Here is a 25,197-nt window from a genome sequence, read left to right as displayed (position 1 = left end):
CGCCGGCGCCCGCTCATGCGCCGGTGTTCGACTGCCCCTGCAGCCACGCGCAGAACTGCGCGACGAGCGGATCGTCGGCGGACGCGCCCGGCGCGATCCACCAGTAGCTGCGCGTCGCGATGCGCGGCCCGTCGAGCGGCATCACGAGGCGGCCGCTCGCGAGCTCGTCGTCGATCAGCGGCAGCGGGCCGAGCGCGACGCCGAGCCCGTCGACGGCCGCCTGCAGCGCGAGATAGAAGTGGTCGAACGACTGCCGCTTGCGCCCCTTCATCGTCACGCCGGCCGCGGCGAACCAGTCGCGCCAGCCTTCCGGCCGCGTATCCGAATGCAGCAGCACGTGCCGCGCGAGATCTTCCGCGCGGGCGATCGGCGCGCGCTTGAGCAGCGCGGGGCTGCAGACGGGAATCACGCTTTCGTCGAGGAAATGGCCGCTGCGCCAGTTCGGCCCGGGGCCGGGCTCGCGGCGGATCGCGACGTCGAAGCCGTCGAGCGTGTCGAGCGCCGCGTTCGACGTGGACAGCTTCAGCTCGACGTTCGGCACGTCGCGCTGGAACCGCGACAGGCGCGGCAGCAGCCACTTCATCGCGAAGGTCGGCAGCGCGTTGATGCGCAGCACGCGCGTCGCGCCGGCGTTGCGCAGCTGCTCGGTGGCGAGCGCGATGCTGTCGAACGCGGCGCGCACGGTGTCGAGATAGCGGCGCCCGTCGTCGGTGAGCTTCACGCGCTTGCCGTAGCGCTGGAACACCGGCTTGCCGAGCCACGCCTCGAACCCGGCGATTTGCCGGCTGATGGCACCGTGGGTCACATGCAGCTCGTCGCCGGCGGCGCTGAAGCTCTCGTGTCGGGCCGCTGCTTCAAAGGCACGAAGCGCGGAAAAGGGCGGTAGGTCGCGTGGCATGCTTGTGATTCTAGATCACAAGGACGCGCCGATAAAATCGTTTTGCCGTCCTCCGCGACGGCGGTAACCTCGTGGCACCGCTTGATGAGGATCCCCATGCAATCCGTTTCCCCACCGCCCGCCGCCGCGCCGCGCCCGATCGGTCTCGCCGAGCTGTTCACCGGTTTTCTGTCGCTCGGGCTGATGTCGTTCGGCGGCGCGCTGCCGTTTGCGCGGCGCACCATCGTCGACGAGCGCAAGTGGCTGTCCGCCGACGAATTCACCGATCTGCTCGGCCTGTGCCAGTTTCTGCCGGGCGGCAACGTGATCAACCTGTCGGTCGCCGTCGGCATGCGCTTTCGCGGCGTCGCGGGCGCGTTCGCCGGCATTCTCGGGTTGATCGCGGGGCCGACGCTCGTCGTGGTCGCGCTCGGCGTGCTGTATGCGAAGACGCAGGCCGACCCGCACGTGCAGCATCTGTTCGGCGGGCTCGCGGCCGCAGCCGCGGGGCTGCTCGTCGCGATGGCGGTGAAGGTCGCGCGGCCGCTGCGGCAGGCGCCGCGCACGGCCGCCGGCATCGCGGCGCTCGCGTTCGTCGCGATCGCGGTGCTGCGCGTGCCGCTGCTGCCGACGATGCTCGTGCTGACGCCCGTCAGCATCTGGCTCGCGTCGCGGCGTCGCGACACGCCGGCGCAGCCGCGCGCCGAGGCACGCGACGGAGGCGGCCGATGAACGACACGTTGATTGCGATCGCGACGATCTTCAGCCAGCTGTCGCTGCTCGCGTTCGGCGGCGGCAACACGATCCTGCCGGAGATGCAGCGGCAGGTCGTCGACGTGCATCACTGGATGAGCGCGCACGAGTTCACCGCGCTGTTCGCGCTCGCGCAGGCGGCGCCGGGGCCGAACATGATGATCGTGTCGCTGGTCGGCTGGCACGTGGCCGGCTGGGCCGGGCTGCTGGTCGCGTCGATCGCGAAGTTCGGGCCGTCGTCGATCGTGACCGTGCTGGCGCTGCACGCGTGGGAGCGCTTTCGCGACCGGCCGTGGCGCCGCTACGTGCAGCAGGGGCTGATGCCCGTCACGGCCGGGCTCGTCGCGGCCAGCGCGATGCTGATCTCGCAGGCGTCGAACCGCAGCGCGATCCAGTGGGGCATCACCGCCGCATGCGCGGTGCTCGCGTGGCGCACGCGCATTCATCCGCTGTGGCTGCTCGCGGCGGGCGCGTTGATCGGGCTCACCGGCATCGGCCAGTGAAGGGCGGCCGGCCGCCGCGCCGACGCCGATGAATCGCCCGCCGTGCGCGGCATGCGGCCGGGCGGCACACCACATGGAGGATCGATGAATCTCGACGGCGCCAGCCGCAACCTCACCGTCGCCGCGCTGCTCACGCTCTCCGGCGGCTATCTCGACGCGTACACGTACGTCGGCCACGGCCACGTGTTCGCGAACACGATGACCGGCAACGTCGCGCTGCTCGGCATCAATCTGTCGGCCGGCGAATGGGCGGCCGCGCTGCGTCACGTGCCGCCGCTCGGCGGGTTCGTGGTCGCGGTGCTCGTCGCGCACCTGCTGGGCCTCGCCGCCCAGCGCGGCTGGATGCGCCACACCGCGTTCGCGAGCCTGATCGTCGAGATCGCGTTTCTCGGCCTGGCCGCGAGCGGGCTGGTGGGCGCGTCGAGCGCGTGGCTGATCCCCGGCATCACGTTCGTCGCGACGCTGCAGACGCTGTCGTTCACGCATCTCGAGGCGCTGTCGTACACGTCGGTGATGACGACCGGCAATCTGCGCCGCGCCGCGCAGAAGCTGTTCGTCGGGCTGATACCGCGCTACGACGCCGGCGCGCTGCACGATTCTGCGCTGCTCGCGACGATCAGCTTCTGCTTCCTCGGCGGCGCCGTGTGCGGTGGACTCGTCACGCGGCTCGCGCCCGATGTCGCGCTGTGGGGCGCGGTGTTGCCGCTCGTCGGCGCGTTCGCGGAGATCGTGCGGCGGGCGCGGCAGCGGGCGGGGGATCCGGCAGGCGGCGCGGGCGGGGATGGAGGTAACGGCAGCGATGGCGGCAACGCCACCAACGCCACCAACGCCACCAACGCCACCAACGCCACCAACGCCACCAACGCCACCAACGCCGCCGCACCGGAGTCGGAGTACGTAACATCGCAGCGGGCGTGACACCCCGGGGCGTCGCAGCGAGCCGCCATCTCGGTACGTTGCTGCAGCGCACTCATCGCGCCACCGATCAGCCGCCGCACCCGATTGCCCGAGCCCTGGCCCGCCGCCTCCGATACCGGCAACCGCAGCACTCCTGCACGTGCACGACGGCGCGCCCCGACGCAGCGTCATCGCCTCCAACCCCGCACGGTCCTCGCCGCGCCGCGCCCGGCCTCCCGCCGGCGCAATCCCCGCCCGCCCAATCGACCGTTGTTCGCTGACGACAATCGCGCGTGCGCGGACGTTTCAATTTCTTTCGTTCCGCGTACTGGTCTTATGATTCTGCCGACATCGCGGGCGCCATGAGCGCCCGCGATTGCCACCCGGCTGCACACGCGGCCGGCCATGAACGGAGACACCTACAAATAGGAAAGCTCATGAAGCAGACCACCCGGCTCGCAGCCATCGCAGGGGGCGCGGCACTCGCCGTCGCCAGTCAGTTCGCCGAAGCACAAAGCTCGGTCACGCTGTGGGGCGTCGCCGACGCCAGCATCCGCTACCTCACCAACGCCAATGCGAAGAACGACGGCCTGCTGTCGATGACCAACGGCGCGATCACCAACAGCCGCTTCGGCATCTACGGCTCGGAAGACCTCGGCGGCGGCCTGAAGGCCGTGTTCAACCTCGAAAGCGGCGTGAACCTGCAGAACGGCGCATTCGCCGACAGCGGCCGCCTGTTCAATCGCGCCGCGTACGTCGGCCTGCAGAGCCCGTACGGCACGGTGACCCTCGGCCGCCAGAAGACCCCGCTGTTCGACCTGCTCGCGGACACCTACGATCCGCTCACGGTCGGCAACTACCTCGAGAACGCGTGGCTCCCGGTGGCGCTGGGCGGCGGCCTGTATGCGGACAACCAGATCAAGTACACGGGCACGTTCTCGGGCCTGACCGCGAAGGCGATGTACTCGACCGGCACGAACTACGAGTCGACCGGCGCGGGCGGCTTCTCCGGCCAGATCCCCGGCTCGCTCGGCAAGGGCAATGCATGGGGCGTGTCGCTGTCCTACGTGATGGGGCCGTTGAGCATCGCGGCCGGCGCGCAGCAGAACAGCGACAACTCCGCACGCAAGCAGACCATCTACCACGCGAACGTCGTCTACGCGTTCAGCAAGGCGAAGGTCTACGCGGGCTACCTGCGCTCGAAGGACGACACCGGTTTCGTCGACAGCCTGCTCGCGCAGCAGTCGATTCCGGTCGCGAAGGGCACGGGCCGGATCGACGACGGTCCGTTCGCCGGCGTGAGCTGGCAGGTCAGCACGCCGCTGACGCTGACCGGGGCGTTCTACTACGACCACATGCGCAACGCGATGACCGCCAACGGCACGCTCGCGAGCGGCAACCGCTACGCGATCGTCGGCATCGCCGAATACGCGCTCAGCAAGCGCACGGAAGTCTACGGCACCGTCGACTTCAACAAGACGAACGGCGCCGCGAACGTCGAGCTGCCGGGCCGCAGCAACCAGACCGGCATCGCGATCGGCCTGCGCAATATCTTCTGACGAGAACCGTCGCAGCTGCGCCGCGCCACGCGCGGCGCGCATCCGGGAGGCTCCTGTGGGAGCCTCTTTTTTTGCCCGCCCGCGCCGCCGCGGGCGCTCGTGCTGCCCGTAAGCGTTCCGTCGGCAATCCAGAACATACTTTGACAGTGCGCGCGACGCGTTTGCGCTACGCTGCGCGCATGGTCCGCGGTGCGCGCGGGCGTCGTTCCGGCGCGCGGGTTCGCGCGCGGCCGGCCTGGTGGGTAACTTGTGTATCCGGCGATGACAAACGCGGTCCGCCGGTTTTTTTCGTGGGACGATGCGCTCACGATTTTCTTCGAAGGGGATGACGATGGGTATCCTGAATACCGTGGGTGAAATCGCTGGTGCCGTCGCGGCCGTCGAGGCTGCGGAGAAGGTCGATCCCGATGCGGGCCTGCTGACCAAGGCAGCCGCGGCGATCGCCGGCTTCAAGGGCGCGGAGGCGATCGAAGGCATGCTCGAGAAGAAGGACGAGCAGCCGCAGCAGGCAGACGACACGCAGGCGACGGACGGCAGCGACACGTCGCAGGCCTGAGCATGGCGGCCGGTCCGCGGGCGCGCCGTTCGCGCGTGCGGGCGGACCGGCGCCGCGCGGCCGGCTGGCCGGGCATGCGCTCGATCGGTGACGCATGGCACACCCGGCAACCGGGTTGAGCGGCGAGAGGCAGGGTCTCTCGCCGTTTTTTTTCGTGGCGCGCGCCCTGCATCGGCGCTTCCCGCACGAACGCCGGAATCTTGTTATCGTGCCGTCATCCGAACTGCGATGAGGCTTGCGATGGATTTCGACTACGACCTGTTCGTCATCGGGGCCGGCTCCGGCGGCGTGAGGCTCGCCCGGATGTCGGCGTCTTACGGCGCGCGCGTCGCCATAGCGGAACAGGAACAGATCGGCGGCACCTGCGTGCTGCGCGGCTGCATCCCGAAGAAGCTGCTCGTCTACGCCTCGCACTATCCGCACGAGCTGGAAGACGCGCAAGGCTTCGGCTGGCGCTTCGGCGCCGGCACCCACGACTGGCCCGCGCTGATCGCCGCGAAGGATCGCGAGATCAACCGCCTCAGCGACATCTACATCGACCTGTTGCGGCAATCGGGCGTCGACATGCACGCCGGCCGCGCGACGCTCGTCGACGCGCATACGGTCGCCGTCGGCGAGCGCACGTTCCGCGCGCGCCACATCGCGATCGCCACCGGCTCGCGCCCGTCGCTGCCGCCGCGGCCCGGCATCGAGCATGCGATCACGTCGCGCGAGGCGCTGTCGCTGCCGGCGCTGCCCGGACGCATCGCGGTGGTCGGCGGCGGCTACATCGCGGTCGAGTTTGCCGGCATCTTCAACGGGTTCGGCAGCCGCGTCGACCTGTTCTATCGCGGCAAGCGGATCCTGCGCGGCTTCGACGACGACGTGCGGCAGTTCCTCACCGACGAGATGACGAAGCAGGGCGTCGCGATTCATGCGCACGCGGTGGTCGAGTCGATCGCGCGGGCCGACGACGGCACGCTCTCCGTGCGGGTCGGCGACGCGACGCACGGGCCGTACGATGCGGTGCTCTACGCGACCGGCCGCGTGCCGAACGTCGACGGGCTCGGCCTCGAGCGCGCGGGCGTGCTGCTCGACGCGCGCGGCGCGATCGCGGTCGATGCGTATTCGGCGACGTCGGTGGCGTCGATCCACGCGCTCGGCGACGTCACGTCGCGGCCGCAGTTGACGCCGGTCGCGACGCGCGACGGCAGCCTGCTCGCGCGCACGTTGTTCGGTGGCGCGCGCGTCGCGACCGACCACGAATGGGTGCCGTCCGCGGTGTTCAGCCAGCCGGAAGTCGCGACGGTCGGGTTCACCGAAGCGCATGCGCGCGGCGTGTACGGCGAGCTCGACATCTACCGGACGTCGTTCCGGGCGCTGCGCCACACGCTGTCGGGGCGCGACGAGCGCACGCTGATGAAGCTGGTGGTCGCGCGCGACAGTCAGCGCGTCGTCGGCGCGCACATGGTCGGCCGCGACGCCGGCGAGATCATCCAGGGCATCGCGATCGCGATTCGCGCCGGCGCGACGAAGGCGCAATTCGACGACACGATCGGCATCCATCCGACCGCCGCAGAGGAATTCGTGACGATGCGCCAGAAGGTTGCCGACTAGGGGCGATGGAGTGGCGCGATGTCGCGTCATCGGCGTGTGGGGTCTAGCGGGGCTATGAAGTCCGGGGAGTTGGCGCAGTCCGCATAGCTCGCGGAGTTCGAGCCTTCGACGCCGTCGCATCGGACGCGTCCATCGCATCGGTTGAGTCGGTTGAGTCTGACGAGTCGGTCGCATCCGACCCATCCATCGCATCCGACGATCCATCGCCCCGTCGCATCCACGATACGCAGGCAACGCAAAAGTTCGTCAATTCGTGCCGGGACGATGCCGAGTCGGCGAAGAGCTTGGTATGATCGGCCAAAAGCATATACGGGGCCAATCATGCGCGATCAACAGCGCAATCACGCACACGACCACATCCACGACCACATGAGCGGCGCATACCGGCGCGCCGCACGCTCGCCTGTCGCCGCAACCCGTCCGTTGCGCGCGCGTTCTCAACGCATGCCGTCACCGTCGCTATCGCCATTGCCGCGATGACGCGGCGCGCGCCGCTGCGCGTCCACGGCATTTCCATCGCTTCCTCCGCCGGTTCGCTCGCGAGCCGGCGCGCCCGTGTCGGGCAATCTTTTTCGCAAGGAGACCAGCAGTGAACATTCAGACACGACGCACCGTTGTCGTCGCGGCGGCACTCGTCGCGGCGCTGTCGGGCTGCGCGACCGAATCGTCGCGCACGCTCGACGTGCCTGCCGTGAGCAGCGCGCAGAAGCCGTATGCGGGCAAGCCCGTCGCGATCGCGATCGGCAAGTTCGACAACCGCTCGAGCTACATGCGCGGGATCTTCTCCGACGGCATCGACCGCCTCGGCGGCCAGGCCAAGACGATTCTCGTCACGCGCCTGCAGCAGAGCCGCCGCTTCAACGTGCTCGATCGCGAGAACCTCGACGAGATCAAGCAGGAAGCCGGCTTCATGAAGAAGGCGCAGGCCGTGAAGGGCGCGAACTACGTCGTGACCGGCGACGTGACCGAGTTCGGCCGCAAGGACGTCGGCGACCACCAGCTGTTCGGCATTCTCGGCAGCGGCAAGACGCAGGTCGCGTACGCGAAGGTCAACCTGAACATCGTCGACACGACGACGTCGGAAGTGGTCGCCTCGAGCCAGGGCGCCGGCGAATTCAGCCTGTCGAACCGCGAAGTGATCGGCTTCGGCGGCACCGCCGGCTACGACTCGACGCTCAACGGCAAGGTGCTCGACCTCGCGATCCAGGAAGCCGTGAATCACCTCGTCGACCAGGTCGACGCGGGCGTGCTGAAGGCGACGAAGTAAGCGCGGTGCGCCGTACGGCGCACCGGATCAATCATCGAATCACAAGAGACCAAACAATGAAACGGGGAATCTGGCTGCCGGCGACGGCAGCCGCCATGCTGCTCGCGGGCTGCGCCGCGCCGACCACGCCGCCGCTCTATCAGTGGAACGGCTATCAGCCGCAGGTGTACGAATACTTCAAGGGCCAATCGTCGCCGCAACAGCAGATCGACGCGCTCGAAAAAGCGCTGCAGGAAATCCGTGCGAAGGGCAACAAGCCGCCGCCCGGCTTCCATGCGCATCTCGGGATGCTCTACGCGAGCGTGGGCAGCGAACAGCAGGCGGGCCAGGAGTTCGAGGCCGAGAAGGCGCTGTTCCCGGAATCCGCGTCGTACATGGATTTCCTGATGAAGAAGAAGGCCGCGCCGAGCGGCGCTGCGACCACCGCGGCTGCAAGCGCGCCGACCCCGTCGGCTGCCGGCCAGACGCTCGCCGGCCGCAAGAACGCCGATACGACTTCCGCCAAACAGTAACGCGCCCGCCATGTTCAAGACACTTTCATTCAAGCTGATGTCCGTGCTGTCGCTCGTCGCGCTGCTGAGCGCATGCGCGCAGCCCGTCAAACGCGCCGACTACACGGCGTTCAAGAACAGCCATCCGCGCTCGATCCTCGTGCTGCCGCCGATCAACGAAACGACCGACGTCGGCGCGACCTACGGCGTGCTGTCGCAGATGACGCTGCCGCTCGCCGAGTCGGGCTACTACGTGGTGCCGGTCGCGGTGATGGACGAGACGTTCAAGCAGAACGGCCTCACCAACGCCGCGGAGATCCAGGGCACGTCGCCGGCGAAGCTGCGCGAGATCTTCGGCGCCGATGCCGCGCTGTACACGAAGATCACGAAATACGGCTCGGTCTACCAGGTGCTGGACAGCACGACGGTGGTCGCGGCGTCGGCGAAGCTCGTCGACCTGCGGACCGGCGACGTGCTGTGGCAGGGCGCCGGCCGCGCGACCGGCAAGGAGCTCGGCAACAACGTGAACGTCAACGCGTTCGGTCTCGTCGGGATGCTGGTGCAGGCGGCGGTCAAGCAGATCGCCCATTCGCTGACCGACGAGGCGCACGACGTCGCCGCGCTGACCAGCAACCGCCTGCTGTCCGCCGGCCCGCCGAACGGGCTGCTGTACGGGCCGCACTCGCCGAAGTACGGCACCGACTGAGCGGGGCGCTTCCGCACCTCGGCAGCCCCGCTTGCCCGTTGTGCGGAAGCCGCGATAGCCGATGAAACGGCCGCGCCTGCGCGGCCGTTTTGCGTTGCAGCGCGAACGCGCGTCGCACGCGCCGCTCAATGCACGCCGAACGCGTCCAGCAGCCTGTACCAGCTCATCGCGAGCACCAGCGCCGGCGTGCGCAGCGTCGCGCCGCCGGGGAAGTCGCGGTGGCGGATCTTGTCGAACAGGTCGAAGCGGCTCGCCTGGCCGTCGATCGCTTCGGCGATCAGCTTGCCCGCGAGCGCGGTCGTGTTCACGCCGTGTCCAGAGAAGCCCTGCGCGAAGTAGGTGGTCGGCGTCACGCGCCCGAAATGCGGCGCACGGTTCATCGTGATGTCGACGAAACCGCCCCACGCATAGTCGATCTTCACGTCCGCGAGTTGCGGGAACGTCTTCAGCATGTCCGCGCGCATCGCGGCCGCGAGGTTGCGCGGCGGCCGCGTCGAATAGCTGACCTTGCCGCCCCAGACGAGCCGCGTGTCCGGCGCCGGCCGGAAGTAGTCGAGCACGAAGCGGCTGTCGCAGACGGCCGCGCGCGCCGGCATCAGCGCGGCGGCGCGCGCGTCGCCGAGCGGCTCGGTCGCGATCACGTAGGTGCCGACCGGCATGATCTTCTTCGCCAGCGTGGGCGCCAGCGTGCCGACGTAGGTGTTGCACGCGAGCACCACGAAGCGCGCGCGCACGTGGCCTCCAGCGGTCTCGACGACATGGCCGCCCGCCACGTCGCGCACGCGCGTCACGCAGCTGTCCTCGTGGATCCGCACGCCGGCGTCGGTCGCCGCGCGCGCAAGCCCGAGCGTGTAGTTGAGCGGATGCAGATGACCGCTGTCGGGGTCGTACAGGCCGCCGCGATAGCGCGCCGACTGCACGAAGTCGCCGAGCGCGTCCGCTTCGACGAAATGCAAGCGCTCGTAGCCGAAGCGCTTCGCGGCCTCGTCGCGCCAGCGCTTCAGCGCATCGGCGTCGCGCTCGGTGTTCGCCGCGGTCAGGTAGCCGGGCACCAGCGCGCAGTCGATCGCATGCTTGTCGATCCGCGCCTTCACGAGCGACAGCGTCTCGAGTCCCATCTCCCAGATCCGCTTCACGTCGCTGTCCGGCATGAAGTTGCCGAACGTATCGATGTCGCACGCGAAGCCGCCGATCAGCTGCCCGCCGTTGCGCCCGCTCGCCGCCCATCCGACCCGCGACGCCTCGAGCACGGTCACCGAATGGCCGCGCTCCGCGAGGTTCAGGGCGGCCGACAGGCCGGTGAGGCCCGCGCCGATCACGCACACGTCGGCGTCGGTCGCGCCGGCGAGCGGCGCATGGCGGGTCGTATCGTTGACGGTCGCCGCGTAGTACGACGCGACGTGGGGCTGGTTCGCGAATGTCTGCATGATGTGGATGTGATCGATTGGCTCAGAACAGCTCGCGCACGCGGTGATACAGCATGCCGAGTTCGAGCGCCGGCTGGCGCCACGCGTCGCCGCCCGGAAAGCGCCGGTGGCGCAGCTGCGCGAACAGGTCGAACGCGCGCGTGTCGCCCGCGATCGCGGCGGCCACCGCGCGTCCGGCGATGCCGGTCAGCGCGACGCCGTGGCCGCTGAAGCCCTGTACGTAGAAGAAGTTGCGATCGAGCGCGCCGAAGTCCGGCGCGCGGTTGCGCGTGACGTCGACGAAGCCGCCCCACGCATGCTCGACGCGCGCGTCGGCGAGTTGCGGGAACACGCCGGTCATGCGCTGGCGGATCGCTTCGGTGAGCACCTCGGGCGGCGCGCCCGCCGAACTCGCGCGGCCGCCGAACAGCATCCGGTGGTCGGCCGACAGCCGGAAGTAGTCGAGGAAGACGTTGTTGTCGCATACGGCTTCGCGCTGCGCGATCAGCGCGTCGGCGCGCGCACGCCCGAGCGGCTCGGTCGCGATGATGTACGACGCGACCGGCGCGATGCGCGCGGCCGTCGCGGCCGGCAGGATGCCGCCCGGCCCCGCGTTGCAGCACGACACGACGAAGCCGCAGCGCACCTCGCCCGACGGCGTGCGCACGACCGGCCGCGCGCCGCGCGCGACGTCGAGCGCCGGCGTGTGCGCATGCAGCGCGACGCCTTCGCGCCGCGCGGCGTCGGCGAGGCCCAGGCAATACTTGAGCGGATGCAGATGGCCCGACAGCGGATCGTGAACGCCGGCCAGATAGCGCGGCGACGCGATGCGCGCGCGGATCCCGGCGGTGTCGAGCCATGACAGCGACGGGTGGCCCCAGCGCGTGCGCGCCGCGTCCATCCACGCACGCAGATCGCCGACGCGGCGCGGCTTGGTCGCGACCGTCAGGTAGCCGCGCGTGAAGTCACAGTCGATCGCGTAGCGCGCGATGCGCTCGGCGATCAGCTCGACGCCGTCGAGCGACAGCGACCACGCGGCCCGCGCGCCGGCCGCGCCGAGCTGCCGCTCGATCACGCCGTCCTTGGCGAAGCCGGTGATCGCCTGGCCGCCGTTGCGGCCCGACGCGCCCCAGCCCGGGCGGTGCGCGTCGATCACCGCGACCGACAGCCCGCACGCGCGGCATTCGAGCGCCGTCGACAGCCCGGCGAAGCCCGCGCCGATCACGCAGACGTCGACGTCGATCGCGCCGTCGAGCACCGGATCGTTGGTCGGCGGCCGCGTGACGCTGGCTTCGTAATACGAGTCGTGCGCGAGCGCATCGGCGCGGCGGGTGAAAGACTGCGGCATCGAACCGGCTCCCTCGGAGATGGCCGGAGGCGGTGCGCGACGCACCGCGATCCGGCCGGTTGAAATGACGCGGGACGCCGTGCTCGCGGCACGGCGTCCCGCCCGGCCTGCGTCAGAACGAATAGATGAACTGCGTCGCGAGCAGGTCGTTCGACTTGCCGTACGAACCGTCGTTGCGCAGGAACACCTTGTTGTTCGCCCAGTCGTGGCGGTATTCGACCTTCACGGTGATCTGCTGGGTCGGATAGAACAGCAGGTCGAGCGCGACGTCCTGACGGATCGCACCCTTGCAGTCGAAGCCCAGACCGCCGTTCGCCTTCGACGTCGCGAGACAGTCGGCGTCCACGCCGAAGCCGTTGTACGGATCCATGCCGTTGCCGTTCAGCGCGATGCCTCCGCCGCCGCCGCCGTTCTTGCTGTTGACGAGCGCGTCGTAGCGCAGCGTCACGCCCATGCGGCCGACCACCGGCGCGTTGAACTTGCGGTGCGCGAGCAGCGACAGCCCGTACCACTGCGCGAGCCCGCCGTTGTACGCCGCATTCTGCTGCTGGCCGTAGTCGAGCTCGGCGTTGTACTGCGTGTCCGCGAGCATGTAGGTCGCATCGAGTTCGCCGAAGAAGAACGTGCCGTAGCCGCTCCCGCCGTTGCCGCCCGGCCCGTAATGCACGACGCCGTTCGAGTCGATCGCGCTCGCGAGCGTCTGCCGGCCGATGTTGATCGAGCCGCCGAGATCGAGCGCGCTCGACCACGTGTAGTCCGCGCGCGCGGTGAAGGTCGGCACCTTGTTGCTGGTCGTGATCGGATCGCCGAGCGCGTTGGTGCCCGTCTGCGTGACCGAGCCGTAGGTGCGGTACTGCTCGTTGCCGACGAAGAACTTCCACGCCCAGTTGCCCTTCGTGTAGTTCGCGCCCGCGCCGACGTAGCTGCCCGGATCGGAGAAGTCGTACAGCAGGTTGTGCGTGAGCGTGAGCATCTGGTTCGACTGCTGCACCTCGTAGCCGCCGAAGCTCGGGATCAGACCGGCGACGAGCGTGGTGGTCGCGCTGATCGGCACGTTGATGACCGCGGTGTTCAGCAGGTTGTCGGTGATCGAGCCGCGCGAGTTCTGCAGCAGCGTGATGCCGTTGCCGCGGTTCGGCATCAGCGTGATCTCCGCCGACGGCGCCATCGGGCCGACGCCGAAGGTCTTCTTGATGTCGAGGTACAGATCGCCGAACGTGCTGTTGAAGTAGTTGTACGCGTTCTCGTGGTTCGCGAACAGGAACGACGACGAGCCGGCCGCGCGGTTGTAGATGTAGGTCGGATCGAGGTAGCCCGTCACCGACAGGCCCGCGAGCGGCCCGGTGGTGGCCGCGTCGGTCAGCGAGTCGACCTTCAGCTGCTGGTTCGCGATCTGCTGCTTCATTTCGCTGACTTCGTCGTTGGTCAGCGCGGCCTGCGCCTTGCCGTAATCCGGCGACGACGGGTCGGCCGCCACGATGGCCGGCCGCGCCGTGCCGCCGGAGCCGGCCGCCCCGGCCGCGCCGGCGTGGGCGACCGCGGCGCCGCCCGGCTGCGCGGCGAGCTGCGCCTGCATGGCCTTCATCTGCTTCTGCAGCGCGGCGACCTGCGCCTGCAGCGCCTTGATCTCGGCGGATGTGGAGCCGGCCAGCGCGACGCCCGGCAACGCGCCGGCCACCAGCAGGCAGATCAGTTTCTTCTTCATTGCGGACTCTCCTTGTCGTGCACCTGTCAATGTGTGATCTGTATTGCGCGCCGCATCGCGCGGCGCGCGGTCATGTTATGAACAGCTGGAAACGCAACTCACGCGGCCGCGAACGCCGCCTTCATGTCGGCCACGCGGCGTCGCTCGCGCGCGATCATCATCTGGTTGACGACGATCACGCCGATCGTCACGGCCGAGATGAACAGCGTCGCGAGCGCGTTCATCTCCGGGTTCAGCCCGAGCCGCACGCGCGAGAACACCACCAGCGGCAGCGTGGTCGAACCCGGCCCGGACAGGAACGCCGACAGCACCAGATCGTCGATCGACAGCGTGAACGACAGCAGCCAGCCGGACAGCAGCGCCTGCGAGATCAGCGGCAGCGTGACCACGAAGAACACCTTCAGCGGCGTCGCGCCGAGATCGAGCGCCGCTTCTTCGAGCGACTTGTTCATCTCCTTCACGCGCGACTGCACGATGATCGCGACGTAGGACACGCAGAGCATCACGTGGCCGATCCAGATCGTCACCATCCCGCGGCCCTTCGGCCAGCCGAACATCTGCTCGAGCGCGACGAACAGCAGCAGCAGCGAGATGCCCTGGATCACCTCGGGAATCACCAGCGGCGCGTTGATCATCCCGGTGTACAGCGTGAAGCCCTTGAAGCGGCCGAAGCGCGCGAGCACGAAGCCGGCCCACGTGCCGATCACCACCGACGCGGTGGCCGTCAGCAGCCCGATCTTCAGCGACAGCCACGCGGCAGTCAGCAGCTCGTCGTCGTCCAGCAGCGCCGCGTACCACTTCAGCGAGAAGCCCGACCACACGGTCACCAGCTTCGACTCGTTGAACGAGTAGACGACCAGGCTGATGATCGGGATGTACAGGAACAGGAAGCCGAACGCGAGAATGCCGGTCGACAGCGGTTTGCTTGGCTTGATCATTTCGCTTCCTCCAGTTCCTTGACCTGGTAGTACTGGAACAACGCCATCGGCACCAGCAACAGCAGCACCATCGCGACCGTCACCGCGGACGCCATCGGCCAGTCCATGTTGTTGAAGAACTCGTCCCACATCACGCGGCCGATCATCAGCGTGTCGGCGCCGCCGAGCAGTTCCGGAATCACGTATTCGCCGACCGCCGGAATGAACACCAGCAGGCTGCCCGCGATGATCCCGTTCTTCGACAGCGGCAGCGTGATGCGCGTGAACGCGACCCACGGCTTCGCGCCGAGGTCGTACGCGGCCTCGAGCAGCGTGAGGTCCATCTTCACGAGGTGCGCGTACAGCGGCATCACCATGAACGGCAGATACGAATAGACCATCCCGATGTAGACGCCCGCGTCGCTGTGATAGAGGCGCAGCGGCGTATGGATGATGCCGAGCGCGATCAGCGCGTGGTTCAGCAGGCCGTCGTCCTTCAGGATGCCGATCCATGCGTACACGCGGATCAGGAACGACGTCCAGAACGGCAGCATCACGGCCATCATCAGCACGTTGCGCCGGCCGGGCTCCGCGCGCGCGATGTAGTAGGCCATCGGATAGCCGATCAGCAGGCACAGCAGCGTCGACACCGCGGCCATCTTCAGCGAGCTGAGATAGGTCGCGATGTACAGGTCGTCCTGCAGCAGGAACGCGTAGTGCGACAGTTGCAGCACGAAGTGCACGGCGCCGTCCTTCATCTCGACGAGCGACGTGTACGGCGGGATGCTCATCACCTGGTCGGCGAAGCTGATCTTGAACACCAGCACGAACGGCAGCGCGAAGAACACGGTGAGCCACAGGAACGGCACGCCGATCGCGACGCTGCGGCCCGACGGCAGCAGGCGCGACAGCGCGGCGAAGCGGCTGCGGCGCGCGCGGCCGGCGCCGGTGCTGGCCGCGCCGGCGGAAACCGGCGCGGACGGAGTGGAAGCGGAGGTTCTGATCATGGCGTCCTCATTGCGTCAGCACGACGCCGCTCGCCGGCGACCACGACACGAACACGTCGTCGTTCCACGACGGCGCGTCGTCGCGCATCAGGTTCGAGCTCGACAGGTTCGACACGACCGTCTTGCCGCTCGGCAGCCGCACGTGATACAGCGAGTAGCTGCCCATGTACGCGATGTCGGTCACCACGCCGCGCGCCCAGTTGTGATGCGAGCCGGGCTTCTCGCGCGACACGTTCACGCGCTCCGGGCGCACCGAGATGCCGACCGGCATCCCGAGCGGGCCGGTCACGCCGTGGCTCACGTACATGCGCGCCTCGAGGTCGTCGCTCTCGACGAAGATGTGATCGGGTTCGTCCTCGACCACGCGCCCCTCGAACAGGTTCGTCGAGCCGATGAATTCGGCCGAGAAGCGGCTGTTCGGGTATTCGTAGACTTCGCCGGGCGTGCCGATCTGCACGATCTTGCCTTCGCTCATCACCGCGAGCCGGCTCGCCATCGTCATCGCTTCCTCCTGGTCGTGCGTGACCATCACGCAGGTCACGTCGACCTTCTCGATGATGTTCACCAGTTCGAGCTGGGTCTTCTGGCGGATCTTCTTGTCGAGCGCCGACATCGGCTCGTCGAGCAGCAGCAGCTTCGGCCGCTTGACCAGCGAGCGCGCGAGCGCGACGCGCTGCTGCTGGCCGCCCGACAGCTGATGCGGCTTGCGCTTCGCGTACTTGCTCATCTGCACGAGCGCGAGCGCGTCGGCCACGCGCTCCTTGATCTCGTTCTTCGGCGTGCCTTCCTGCTTGAGCCCGAACGCGACGTTCGACTCGACCGACATGTGCGGAAACAGCGCGTACGACTGGAACATCATGTTCACCGGCCGGCGGTACGGCGGCAGCGACGCGAGGTCTTCGCCGTCGACGAAGATCTTGCCGGAGGTGGCCGTCTCGAGGCCGGCCAGCATGCGCAGCAACGTCGACTTGCCGCAGCCCGAGCTGCCGAGCAGCGCGAACAACTCGTTCTTCGCGATGGTCAGGTTCACGTTGTCGACGGCCGTGCTGTCGCCGAACTTCTTCACGACGTTTTCGATGCGCACGAACGCGTCGTTCTTCGAACGGGCCACGGCGGCCGGCTGGGCCTGGCGTGCAGCAGCGGAAGAGGGTATCGATTGCATGGGATTCACCATTCGTTCTTCACGGATTGCAGGCATGAGCGTCCCCGCACGAGGCGCGCAACGCGACTCGCGGACGAACGGCTCGTGCCGGATGGAACCGGGCGCGCGGTGCGCGCGGGCGGACGGACGGTCCGCCTGTTCAGGCGGGCACGCGTTCAGTACGCGCGTGCGCCGCCATGACGAAGCCGGCTCAGTGGCCCGTCTTCAACTGCGCCCACAGACGGTTTTCGAGGCGCAGGATGTCGGCCGGCATCGGCTTCATCAGCACCATCTTCTTCAGCACGTCCTCCGGCGGATAGACGGTCGGGTCCTGCGCGACGGCCGGCGTGACGAACTGGTGCGCCGCCTTGTTCGCGGTCGGATAGAACACCGTGTTGGTGATCGCCGCGTTGACCTTCGCGTCGGACACGTAGTTGATCCACTTCATCGCGGCCTCGGGGTGCGGCGCATCCTTCGGCACCACCATCACGTCGAACCACAGCAGCCCGCCTTCCTTCGGGTTCGAGAACTTGATGTCGTACGCGCGTTTCGCCTCGGCCGCGCGGCGATGCGCGATGCCGACGTCGCCCGACCAGCCGAGCACGACGCACACGTCGTTGTTCGCGAGGTCGTTGATGTAGCCCGACGAGTTGAACTGCGTGATGTACGGGCGAACCTTCTTCAGCACCTCGAACGCGGCCTGGTAGTCGCCGGGGTTCTTGCTGTTCGGATCGCGGCCCATGTACTGCAGCGTCGCCGCGAACACGTCGACCGCCTGGTCGAGGAACGACACGCCGCAGCTCTTCAGCTTCTCCATGTTGGCCGGGTCGAACACGAGCGCCCAGCTGTCGACCGGCGCCTTGTCGCCGAGCGCCTTCTTCACCGCCTGCGCGTTGTAGCCGATGCCGTCGGTGCCGTATGCCCACGGCACGCCGTACTGGTTGCCCGGATCGGCGTCCGCGATCATCTTCATCAGCAGCGGATCGAGGTTCGCGAGATTCGGGATCTTCGACTTGTCGAGCTTCTGGTAGACGCCGGCCTGGATCTGCTTGGCCATGTAGTTCGACGTCGGCACGACGATGTCGTAGCCCGAGCTGCCGGCGAGGAGCTTCGCCTGCAGCGTGTCGTCGCTGTCGTAGTTGTCGTACTTGACGTGGATGCCGGTCTGTTTCTGGAAGTTCGGGATCGTGTCCGGCGCGATGTAGTCGGACCAGTTGTACACGTTCAGCTCGTCCGCGTGGGCGCACGGGCTGGCGACCGACGTGAACGCGGCGGCGGCGGCGAGGGCCGCGATGGAACAGGCTTGGCGAAGAAAGCAGGCACGCATGGTGGAGTTCCCCTGGTTATGGCGGCGTGCGGCGCCCGCCGCACGCCCGTAGTCAAAGCCGTTACGAAAGGCCCAGCTGCTGGGCGGTTGCATCGACGGCTTTCTTCGCCTTCGATACGAGTTCGTCGATTTCCTGACGCGAGATCACGAGCGGCGGCGACAGCAGCATCCGGTCGCCGGTCGCACGCATGACCAGGTTGCCGTTGAAGCAGAAGTCGCGGCAGATCGTGCCCACCTCGCCGCCGTTCGCGAAGCGGCGGCGCTCGGCCGGCGCCTGCGCGAGCTGCAGGCTCGCGACCATCCCCTGGCCGTGCACCTCGCCGACGATCGGATGCTGCGCGAAGGTGTCGCGCATCAGCGCCTGGAAGTACGGGCCCGTGTCGCGCTTCACGCGCTCGACGATGCCTTCGTCGCGCAGCAGCTTCAGGTTCGCGACCGCGACGGCCGCCGCGACCGGGTGGCCCGAGTACGTGAGGCCGTGATTGAACTCGCCGTTGTCGATGATCGGCCGCGCGACGCGCTCGTGAATGCCGACCGCGCCCATCGGCACGTAACCGGACGTGAGGCCCTTGGCCATCGTGATCAGGTCGGGCTCGAAGCCGAAGTGCTGGTGTGCGAACCATTCGCCGGTGCGCCCGAAGCCGCCGATCACTTCGTCGGCGACCAGCAGGATGTCGTACTTGCGGCAGATCCGCTGGATCTCCGGCCAGTACGTCGACGGCGGGAAGATCACGCCGCCCGCGCCCTGGAACGGCTCGCCGATGAACGCGGCGACGTTCTCCGCGCCGAGCTCGAGGATCTTCGCCTCCAGTTGCTGTGCGCGGGCGAGGCCGAACGCTTCGGGCGTCTCGCCCGCTTGCGCTTCGCCGAAGAAGTACGGCTGATCGATGTGCACGATGTGCTCGACCTTCGACGGCATCTGCTCGTGCATGTAGTCCATCCCGCCGAGCGTCGCGCCGGCGATCGTCGAGCCGTGATAGCCGTTGTGGCGCGAGATCACGTACTTCTTCTGCGGCTTGCCCTGCACGCGCCAGTATTGATAGACGAGGCGCAGCACGGTGTCGTTGCCTTCCGAGCCGCTGTTGCAATAGAAGAAGTGGTTGAAGCCCGCGGGCGTGACTTCGGCGAGCATCGCCGACAGTTCGATCACCGGCGGGTGCGTGGTCTTGAAGAACGTGTTGTAGAACGGCAGATCCTGCAGCTGGCGATACGCGGCGTCGGCGAGTTCCTTGCGGCCGTAGCCGACGTTCACGCACCACAGGCCGGCCATCCCGTCGATGATCTTGTTGCCGTCCGAGTCCCACAGGTACACGCCGTCGGCCTTCACGATCACGCGGCTGCCGGCGCGATTGAGCGCGCCCATGTCCGAGAACGGATGGATGTGGTGCGCGGCGTCGAGCGCGCGGTATTCGGCGGTCGTGCGCGCCTGCGTGGTGCGCGGTGCGGTGGCCGGCGCGGCCGGCTGGACCCAGGCGGATTCGTTGCGGTAAGTCATGTTTTCTCCGTATTTCCGTAATGCGATCGTGCGCCGCTTACACGTGCAGCAGCAGATGACGGCGTTCCCACGAGCTGATCACGCGGAAGAACGCTTCGTATTCGGTTTCCTTCAGCGCGAAATACGCCTTCAGGAACTTGTCGCCGAGGATGCCGGCGAGCGGCTCGCACGCGGCCATCAGCGTGAGCCCTTCCTCTAGGTTGCGCGGCAGCTGGTACGGCAGCGAGTAGCCGTCGCTGACGAGCGGCTCGGTCGGCTCGAGGCGCTGCGTCATCCCGAGGTAGCCGGCTGCGAGCGTCGCCGCGAGCGCGAGATACGGGTTGCAGTCGACGCCCGGAATGCGGTTCTCGATGCGGCGCGCGGCCGGCCCCGAATGCGGAATGCGGAAGCCCACCGTGCGGTTGTCGTAGCCCCACTGCACGTTGATCGGCGCGGCCATGAAGCGCGACAGCCGGCGATACGAGTTGATGTACGGCGCGAAGATCGGCATCAGCGCGGGCGTGTACTTCTGCAGCCCGGCGAGGTAGTTGTAGAACAGCGACGTCGCGCCGCCCGTCTCCGGCGACGTGAACAGGTTGCGGCCCGTTTCCTCGTCGACGATGCTCTGGTGCACGTGCATCGCGGAGCCCGGCTCGCCTTCCATCGGCTTGGCCATGAAGGTCGCGTACATGCTGTGGCGCAGCGCGGCCTCGCGCACCGTGCGCTTGAACAGGAACACCTGGTCCGCAAGCGACAGCGCGTCGCCGTGCATGAAGTTGATCTCCATCTGCGCGGCGCCCACTTCGTGGATCAGCGTGTCGATGTCGAGGTTCTGCATTTCGCAGTATTCGTAGATGTCCTCGAACAGCGGATCGAACTCGTTGACGGCCTCGATCGAATACGACTGGCGGCCCGTCTCGGGGCGGCCCGTGCGGCCGACCGGCGGACGCAGCGGCAGGTCCGGATCCTTGTTCATGTCGACCAGGTAGAACTCCAGCTCGGGCGCGACCACCGGCTTCCAGCCCTTCGCCTTGTACAGCTCGAGCACGCGGCGCAGCACGTAGCGCGGCGAGATCTCGACCGGCGAGCCGTCAAAGTGCACGCAGTCGTGGATCACCTGCGCGGTCGGATCGACGGCCCACGGAATCAGGCGGATGGTCGACGTGTCGGGCACGCACACCATGTCGGGGTCGGTCACGCCGGTCAGCGAACCGTCTTCCGGATACTCGCCGGTGACCGTCTGCACCATCACGGCCTGCGGCAGCCGCATCGATTCGCCGGACGTGAACTTGTTGCGCGGCGTGATCTTGCCGCGCGCGATGCCGGCCATGTCGGGGATGATCGCTTCGATCTCGGTGATCCGGTGCTGCTTCAGAAAGTCTTCGATGTCTTGCATGTTCGTTCTCGTTATGTGGGTCGGCGCGCTCATGCGAGCGCAGCGGAGCACGCGGCCTGCGTGCGCGCGTGGCGGCGTGCGCGGCATGCGTCGCCGAACGCGCGGAAGATCGCCGTGGACAGCGGGTCCTGCGCGTGCCGCCATTCCGGATGCCATTGCACGGCGAGCGCGAACGCCGGTGCGTCGACGACGCTGACGGCTTCGATCAGACCGTCCGGCGCGACGGCTTCGACGGCGAGGCCGGCGCCGAGCTGCGCGATGCCTTGCTTGTGCAGCGAGTTGACGTGGACGTCGTCGCGGCCGCCGGCGAGCGTGTGCAGCAGGCCGCCCGGCGTCAGATGCACGACGTGCGCGGGGCCGTACTGCGTGTCCATCGGCGCGTCGTCGTCCTCGCGGTGATCGTCGAGGCCCGGCACTTCGTGCACGCGCTGATGCAGCGTGCCGCCGCAGACGACGTTCAGCTCCTGAAAGCCGCGGCAGACGGCGAGCACCGGCACGCCCGCGTCAAGCGCGGCGCGCAGCAGCGGCAGCGTCGTCGCGTCGCGGGCCGGATCGTGCTTGGTGCCGGGCGCGCTCGGCTCGCCGCCGTATCGATGCGGCTCGACGTTCGAGTAGCTGCCGGTAAACAGCAGGCCGTCGACCGTCGCGAGCACGTCGTCGACCGACTGGCGATCGCCGAGCGCGGGCAGCACCATCGCAAGCGCGTGCGCGCCGTCGACGATCGCCGCGACGTACTTGTCGCCGACCGTATGCGACGCGTGAGCGCCGATCTGCGTGAGGTCGGCAGTGATGCCGACGAGAGGTTTCCTTTCCATGACGTCTATCAGTTGTGCGTAGGGCGTGTGCGTGCGCGGTTCCCGAACGTGCAGGAACGCAGGCGCGACACGGCCCCGCAGCCGCGCGCAACACGCGAGGCCGCTGATGAATGGGCACGACGGGACGATTGGCGACCCGTGCTGTGCGCGACGGTCAGGCCGTCGTTCGTTTCGCTGCGCGACGCGACGCAGCAACGAATGCGCGAACGCGTTCCGTCACCGCGCGGATGGCGCGGTTAGCGAGCAGGCAGCAGAAACGAACGACGAAAAAGGGGAGAGGCGCTACGGCAGCAGCGACGCGACTTCGTCGGTGTCGACGGCCACGAATGCACGTGCGGAAACAGCGTTGTGACGCCGAACGGAACGACGGGACAGGATGGTGTAGATCGACAGGTGCAGCAGGCGAGGACTATGCCAGCCGCAACTGCCATCGGAAGCGGGTCCGGCGCTGCGCGAACTTCGCGCATCGCGTCGATCCCACCTCACCAGAGGGCCACGGACTCTCACGATTACACTCGACTGGGTTGTTGAAAGTATTGAACACCTGATCGTTTCGGCGCGCGAGGCGTTTAAAATAATCGAGGTGCCCGATCCGCATCATTGACGTCGAACTGCACCGGTTTTTGCGTTGCGATAACGCTTTTGGTGCGGATGATCGACGAATGACGCTGACCTGAGAGCCAGCATATACGAGCCAAAAACGCCGTCAAATGTTTTTTGTCGGTGTCGTGTCAGGGCTTTCCCGAGGCATTCCGAATAAAAGATTCTTAAATGGAATGACCCGCTCGCTGTTCATTATTTCGAACGCCTTTCAGGGTTTTCCCCGCTGATCCGGGCGATAAAGTGATTAGAATATTCAACGGCAGCCAATGCGTCGCTTCACTTTTTTCCCGCACTCCTATCGTGTCCGAAACCGAATCGATGTCCACTGAAGTCGCCGAGCGTCTGCGTTTCGTGCGCAACAAGCATGGCCTGTCGCAGCGCGAGCTCGCAAAGCGCGCGGGCGTGACCAACGGCGCGATCTCGCTGATCGAACAGGGGCGCGTGAGCCCGTCGGTCGGCTCGCTGAAGAAGCTGCTCGAATGTATTCCGATGAGTCTCGCCGAGTTCTTCACGTTCGAACTGGTCGAGTCGCGCTCGGTCGTGTCGCGTCGCGATCAGATGCCGAACCTCGGCAACGACGCGCTCGCGTTTCATCTCGTCGGCGCGGGCGTGAAGGATCGCAACATGTGCATCATGCGCGAGATCTATCAGCCGCTCGCCGACACCGGCGCGGAGATGCTCGCGCATGCGGGGCACGAGGGCGGCGTCGTCGTGTCGGGGCGGCTCGAGCTGACCGTCGACGGCGAGACGTGGCTGCTCGATCCCGGAGACGGCTACTACTTCGAAAGCCGTTTGCCGCACCGTTTTCGCAATCCCAGCGCGGAGCAGCTCTGCGAGGTCGTGTCGGCCAATTCGCCGGCCACCTTCTAACCGCGCATCACCGCATTCGCCGCCGGCAGCGTTGCCGTTGCGCGGCGTGCCGCAGCGCGAATGCCAAACAATGAGAAATCCTGATGAACAAGTTGACTTTGGCTGACTGGCAGGACAAGGCGGCGTCGCTCCGGATCGAAGGGCGCGCATTCATCGACGGCGCGTCGCGCGACGCGCACGGCGGCAAGACGTTCGACTGCGTGAGCCCGATCGACGGCCGCGTGCTCGCGAAGGTGGCTGACTGCGGCGAAGCCGACGTGAACGCGGCGGTCGCGGCCGCGCGGCGTGCGTTCGACGCCGGCGTGTGGGCCGGGCTGAACCCGCGCGCGCGCAAGGCCGTGCTGCTGCGCTGGGCCGCGCTGATGCGCACGCATCTCGACGAACTCGCGCTGCTCGAGACGCTCGATGCGGGCAAGCCGATCGGCGACACGACGACGGTCGACGTGCCGGGCGCCGCGTATTGCGTCGAGTGGTTCGCCGAAGCGATCGACAAGGTCGGCGGCGAAGTCGCGCCGGCCGATCATCATCTGGTGGGCCTCGTCACGCGCGAGCCGGTCGGCGTGGTCGCGGCGGTCGTGCCGTGGAACTTCCCGATCCTGATGGCCGCGTGGAAGTTCGGGCCGGCGCTCGCGGCCGGCAACAGCGTCGTGCTGAAGCCGTCGGAGAAATCGCCGCTGACCGCGATCCGGGTCGCGCAGCTCGCGTACGAGGCCGGCATCCCGGCCGGCGTGTTCAACGTCGTGCCGGGCGCGGGCGAGCCGGGCAAGCTGCTCGCGCTGCATCGCGACGTCGACTGCATCGCGTTCACCGGCTCGACCGCGGTGGGCAAGCTGATCATGCAGTACGCCGCGCAGTCGAACCTCAAGCGCGCGTGGCTCGAGCTCGGCGGCAAGTCGCCGAACATCGTGCTGCCCGATTGTCCGGATCTCGAGCGCGCCGCGCAGGCCGCCGCGGGCGCGATCTTCTACAACATGGGCGAGATGTGCACGGCCGGCTCGCGCCTGCTCGTGCATCGCGACATCAAGGACGCGTTCATCGAGAAGCTGGTCGCGGCCGCGCGTGCGTACGTGCCGGGCAATCCGCTCGATCCGTCGGTGTCGATGGGCGCGATCGTCGACGGCATCCAGCTCGAGCGTGTGCTCGGCTACATCGAAGCGGGGCGCAGCGAGGGCACGCTGGTCACCGGCGGCGCGCGCGTGCGGCAGGAGACGGGCGGCTTCTACGTCGAGCCGACCGTGTTCGAAGTGAAGCCCGACGCGAAGATCGCGCGCGAGGAGATCTTCGGGCCGGTGCTGTCGGTGATCGTGTTCGACGATGTCGACGAGGCCGTGCGGATCGCGAACGACACCGAATACGGACTCGCGGCCGCCGTCTGGACGTCGGACCTGACGACCGCGCACGACGTGTCGCGCCGGCTGCGCGCGGGCACGGTGTGGGTGAACTGCTACGACGAAGGCGGCGACATGAACTTCCCGTTCGGCGGCTACAAGCAGTCGGGCAACGGCCGTGACAAGTCGCTGCATGCGCTCGAGAAGTACACCGAGCTGAAGTCGACGCTGATCCGGTTGCGGTGAGGTGGGAGCGGGGCGCGCGGCGCCGTACCGCCACCGCGCCCCGTCTGCGTCAAGCCGCGCGCAGCGTCGGATGGAAGCCTGCGGCCTCGATCACGGATTGCACGCGTTCGGCGCCCTGCGCCGATTCGACCTTGACCGTCTTCGCGGCCACGTCGATGTCGAGCTTCGCGGCGGGATCGGCGGCCGTCACCGCGCGCGTGATCGCATTGGCACAGCCGCCGCAGGTCATGTCCTGGACTTCGAATTCCATCGTGTTCTCCTGAGTTGACGATTGACGAGTAGGTTCAGCATGAAGCTTGCCATGGTGGGAAGGTCAAGCGGCGCGCGAGGGTTTTCGTCAGCGTGAAGTCAGACGAATCGACCGCCTCCGCCCGTCCGAATTTTTCCCGATTGACGGTGCGACGACGGG

The 25,197-nt window shown here is 67.8% G+C and carries 24 protein-coding genes; 11 read left to right on the top strand and 13 right to left on the bottom strand.

Features of this window, described 5'->3' with window-relative positions; genetic code table 11:
• Positions 1-13: 13 nt before the first annotated feature.
• The gene (locus MYA_RS13450) at positions 14-898 is read right to left on the bottom strand and encodes a transcriptional regulator GcvA (RefSeq protein WP_034192495.1); all 885 of its coding nucleotides are present in this window, start codon (positions 896-898) and stop codon (positions 14-16) included.
• A 96-nt stretch (positions 899-994) separates the two neighbouring features.
• Here MYA_RS13450 and MYA_RS13445 point away from each other — a divergent pair, with 96 nt between their 5' ends.
• From MYA_RS13445 to MYA_RS13405, 9 genes are all read left to right on the top strand, one after another.
• Positions 995-1,609 (top strand): chromate transporter, encoded by a 615-nt coding sequence (locus tag MYA_RS13445; RefSeq protein ID WP_014723805.1) that lies wholly within the window; start codon positions 995-997, stop codon positions 1,607-1,609.
• Complete coding sequence (locus MYA_RS13440; RefSeq protein ID WP_011886248.1) at positions 1,606-2,133, top strand: chromate transporter; 528 nt, start codon at positions 1,606-1,608, stop codon at positions 2,131-2,133. Before MYA_RS13445 ends, MYA_RS13440 begins: the two co-directional genes overlap by 4 nt.
• Before the next feature lie 84 nt (positions 2,134-2,217).
• Positions 2,218-3,051, top strand: a complete 834-nt coding sequence (locus MYA_RS13435) for a YoaK family protein (protein WP_014723804.1) — start codon at positions 2,218-2,220, stop codon at positions 3,049-3,051.
• Between the two features lie 416 nt (positions 3,052-3,467).
• Entirely contained in the window at positions 3,468-4,589 is a 1,122-nt protein-coding gene (locus tag MYA_RS13430) for a porin (protein ID WP_014723803.1), read from the top strand.
• A gap of 331 nt (positions 4,590-4,920) precedes the next feature.
• Entirely contained in the window at positions 4,921-5,145 is a 225-nt protein-coding gene (locus MYA_RS13425) for a hypothetical protein (protein WP_034192573.1), read from the top strand.
• Positions 5,146-5,385: 240 nt separating this feature from the next.
• Complete coding sequence (gor, locus tag MYA_RS13420; RefSeq protein ID WP_014723799.1) at positions 5,386-6,741, top strand: glutathione-disulfide reductase; 1,356 nt, start codon at positions 5,386-5,388, stop codon at positions 6,739-6,741.
• Positions 6,742-7,330: 589 nt separating this feature from the next.
• Positions 7,331-8,008: a CsgG/HfaB family protein gene (locus MYA_RS13415; RefSeq protein WP_014723798.1), complete on the top strand. Its 678-nt coding sequence runs from the start codon at positions 7,331-7,333 to the stop codon at positions 8,006-8,008.
• A gap of 56 nt (positions 8,009-8,064) precedes the next feature.
• Complete coding sequence (locus MYA_RS13410) at positions 8,065-8,520, top strand: DUF4810 domain-containing protein (RefSeq protein WP_041493910.1); 456 nt, start codon at positions 8,065-8,067, stop codon at positions 8,518-8,520.
• 10 nt (positions 8,521-8,530) lie between these two features.
• Entirely contained in the window at positions 8,531-9,205 is a 675-nt protein-coding gene (locus tag MYA_RS13405; protein ID WP_011886242.1) for a DUF799 domain-containing protein, read from the top strand.
• 125 nt (positions 9,206-9,330) lie between these two features.
• Here MYA_RS13405 and MYA_RS13400 read toward each other — a convergent pair whose 3' ends face one another.
• The 11 genes from MYA_RS13400 to MYA_RS32125 form a co-directional block, all read right to left on the bottom strand.
• Complete coding sequence (locus MYA_RS13400; RefSeq protein WP_014723796.1) at positions 9,331-10,632, bottom strand: NAD(P)/FAD-dependent oxidoreductase; 1,302 nt, start codon at positions 10,630-10,632, stop codon at positions 9,331-9,333.
• Between the two features lie 22 nt (positions 10,633-10,654).
• A complete protein-coding gene (locus MYA_RS13395; RefSeq protein ID WP_014723795.1) occupies positions 10,655-11,959 on the bottom strand; it encodes an NAD(P)/FAD-dependent oxidoreductase in 1,305 nt (434 codons plus the stop codon).
• Between the two features lie 112 nt (positions 11,960-12,071).
• The gene (locus MYA_RS13390; RefSeq protein ID WP_014723794.1) at positions 12,072-13,664 is read right to left on the bottom strand and encodes a DUF3138 family protein; all 1,593 of its coding nucleotides are present in this window, start codon (positions 13,662-13,664) and stop codon (positions 12,072-12,074) included.
• Positions 13,665-13,762: 98 nt separating this feature from the next.
• Positions 13,763-14,602: an ABC transporter permease subunit gene (locus tag MYA_RS13385; RefSeq protein ID WP_014723793.1), complete on the bottom strand. Its 840-nt coding sequence runs from the start codon at positions 14,600-14,602 to the stop codon at positions 13,763-13,765.
• Complete coding sequence (locus MYA_RS13380) at positions 14,599-15,585, bottom strand: ABC transporter permease subunit (RefSeq protein WP_041493993.1); 987 nt, start codon at positions 15,583-15,585, stop codon at positions 14,599-14,601. Before MYA_RS13380 ends, MYA_RS13385 begins: the two co-directional genes overlap by 4 nt.
• A gap of 10 nt (positions 15,586-15,595) precedes the next feature.
• Positions 15,596-16,750, bottom strand: coding sequence for an ABC transporter ATP-binding protein (locus tag MYA_RS13375; protein ID WP_014723792.1), 1,155 nt, complete (start codon positions 16,748-16,750; stop codon positions 15,596-15,598).
• Between the two features lie 190 nt (positions 16,751-16,940).
• Entirely contained in the window at positions 16,941-18,056 is a 1,116-nt protein-coding gene (locus tag MYA_RS13370; RefSeq protein ID WP_011886235.1) for a polyamine ABC transporter substrate-binding protein, read from the bottom strand.
• A gap of 61 nt (positions 18,057-18,117) precedes the next feature.
• Positions 18,118-19,551, bottom strand: a complete 1,434-nt coding sequence (locus MYA_RS13365; protein ID WP_014723790.1) for an aspartate aminotransferase family protein — start codon at positions 19,549-19,551, stop codon at positions 18,118-18,120.
• A 37-nt stretch (positions 19,552-19,588) separates the two neighbouring features.
• Positions 19,589-20,926, bottom strand: coding sequence for a glutamine synthetase family protein (locus MYA_RS13360; protein ID WP_011886233.1), 1,338 nt, complete (start codon positions 20,924-20,926; stop codon positions 19,589-19,591).
• Between the two features lie 29 nt (positions 20,927-20,955).
• Positions 20,956-21,741, bottom strand: a complete 786-nt coding sequence (locus tag MYA_RS13355; RefSeq protein ID WP_011886232.1) for a gamma-glutamyl-gamma-aminobutyrate hydrolase family protein — start codon at positions 21,739-21,741, stop codon at positions 20,956-20,958.
• Positions 21,742-22,023: 282 nt separating this feature from the next.
• Positions 22,024-22,248: a hypothetical protein gene (locus MYA_RS32125; protein ID WP_011886231.1), complete on the bottom strand. Its 225-nt coding sequence runs from the start codon at positions 22,246-22,248 to the stop codon at positions 22,024-22,026.
• A 414-nt stretch (positions 22,249-22,662) separates the two neighbouring features.
• Here MYA_RS32125 and MYA_RS13350 point away from each other — a divergent pair, with 414 nt between their 5' ends.
• Together MYA_RS13350 and MYA_RS13345 are read left to right on the top strand one after the other, a co-directional pair.
• Positions 22,663-23,214: a cupin domain-containing protein gene (locus tag MYA_RS13350; protein ID WP_011886230.1), complete on the top strand. Its 552-nt coding sequence runs from the start codon at positions 22,663-22,665 to the stop codon at positions 23,212-23,214.
• A gap of 83 nt (positions 23,215-23,297) precedes the next feature.
• On the top strand, positions 23,298-24,788 hold the full coding sequence (locus MYA_RS13345; RefSeq protein WP_014723787.1) for an aldehyde dehydrogenase: 1,491 nt from the start codon (positions 23,298-23,300) through the stop codon (positions 24,786-24,788).
• 49 nt (positions 24,789-24,837) lie between these two features.
• On the opposite strand, the gene MYA_RS13340 is transcribed toward MYA_RS13345, so the two are convergent.
• Entirely contained in the window at positions 24,838-25,038 is a 201-nt protein-coding gene (locus tag MYA_RS13340; RefSeq protein WP_011886228.1) for a heavy-metal-associated domain-containing protein, read from the bottom strand.
• Positions 25,039-25,197 lie beyond the last annotated feature (159 nt).

The sequence above is a fragment of the Burkholderia sp. KJ006 genome (assembly GCF_000262695.1).
GTDB lineage: Bacteria > Pseudomonadota > Gammaproteobacteria > Burkholderiales > Burkholderiaceae > Burkholderia > Burkholderia vietnamiensis.
This window is presented reverse-complemented; position numbering and strand designations above follow the sequence as displayed.

Excerpts from the sequence above, each read along its gene's own strand:
- MYA_RS13395 (WP_014723795.1), bottom strand. The coding sequence starts at position 11,959 with ATGCCGCAGTCTTTCACCCGCCGCGCCGATGCGCTCGCGCACGACTCG.
- MYA_RS13350 (WP_011886230.1), top strand. The coding sequence starts at position 22,663 with ATGTCCACTGAAGTCGCCGAGCGTCTGCGTTTCGTGCGCAACAAGCAT.
- MYA_RS13370 (WP_011886235.1), bottom strand. The coding sequence starts at position 18,056 with ATGCGTGCCTGCTTTCTTCGCCAAGCCTGTTCCATCGCGGCCCTCGCC.
- MYA_RS13450 (WP_034192495.1), bottom strand. The coding sequence starts at position 898 with ATGCCACGCGACCTACCGCCCTTTTCCGCGCTTCGTGCCTTTGAAGCA.
- MYA_RS13440 (WP_011886248.1), top strand. The coding sequence starts at position 1,606 with ATGAACGACACGTTGATTGCGATCGCGACGATCTTCAGCCAGCTGTCG.
- MYA_RS13340 (WP_011886228.1), bottom strand. The coding sequence starts at position 25,038 with ATGGAATTCGAAGTCCAGGACATGACCTGCGGCGGCTGTGCCAATGCG.
- MYA_RS13355 (WP_011886232.1), bottom strand. The coding sequence starts at position 21,741 with ATGGAAAGGAAACCTCTCGTCGGCATCACTGCCGACCTCACGCAGATC.
- MYA_RS13375 (WP_014723792.1), bottom strand. The coding sequence starts at position 16,750 with ATGCAATCGATACCCTCTTCCGCTGCTGCACGCCAGGCCCAGCCGGCC.
- MYA_RS13360 (WP_011886233.1), bottom strand. The coding sequence starts at position 20,926 with ATGCAAGACATCGAAGACTTTCTGAAGCAGCACCGGATCACCGAGATC.
- MYA_RS13385 (WP_014723793.1), bottom strand. The coding sequence starts at position 14,602 with ATGATCAAGCCAAGCAAACCGCTGTCGACCGGCATTCTCGCGTTCGGC.
- MYA_RS13435 (WP_014723804.1), top strand. The coding sequence starts at position 2,218 with ATGAATCTCGACGGCGCCAGCCGCAACCTCACCGTCGCCGCGCTGCTC.
- MYA_RS13400 (WP_014723796.1), bottom strand. The coding sequence starts at position 10,632 with ATGCAGACATTCGCGAACCAGCCCCACGTCGCGTCGTACTACGCGGCG.
- MYA_RS13430 (WP_014723803.1), top strand. The coding sequence starts at position 3,468 with ATGAAGCAGACCACCCGGCTCGCAGCCATCGCAGGGGGCGCGGCACTC.
- MYA_RS13345 (WP_014723787.1), top strand. The coding sequence starts at position 23,298 with ATGAACAAGTTGACTTTGGCTGACTGGCAGGACAAGGCGGCGTCGCTC.
- MYA_RS13405 (WP_011886242.1), top strand. The coding sequence starts at position 8,531 with ATGTTCAAGACACTTTCATTCAAGCTGATGTCCGTGCTGTCGCTCGTC.
- MYA_RS13365 (WP_014723790.1), bottom strand. The coding sequence starts at position 19,551 with ATGACTTACCGCAACGAATCCGCCTGGGTCCAGCCGGCCGCGCCGGCC.
- gor (WP_014723799.1), top strand. The coding sequence starts at position 5,386 with ATGGATTTCGACTACGACCTGTTCGTCATCGGGGCCGGCTCCGGCGGC.
- MYA_RS13445 (WP_014723805.1), top strand. The coding sequence starts at position 995 with ATGCAATCCGTTTCCCCACCGCCCGCCGCCGCGCCGCGCCCGATCGGT.
- MYA_RS13425 (WP_034192573.1), top strand. The coding sequence starts at position 4,921 with ATGGGTATCCTGAATACCGTGGGTGAAATCGCTGGTGCCGTCGCGGCC.
- MYA_RS13390 (WP_014723794.1), bottom strand. The coding sequence starts at position 13,664 with ATGAAGAAGAAACTGATCTGCCTGCTGGTGGCCGGCGCGTTGCCGGGC.
- MYA_RS13410 (WP_041493910.1), top strand. The coding sequence starts at position 8,065 with ATGAAACGGGGAATCTGGCTGCCGGCGACGGCAGCCGCCATGCTGCTC.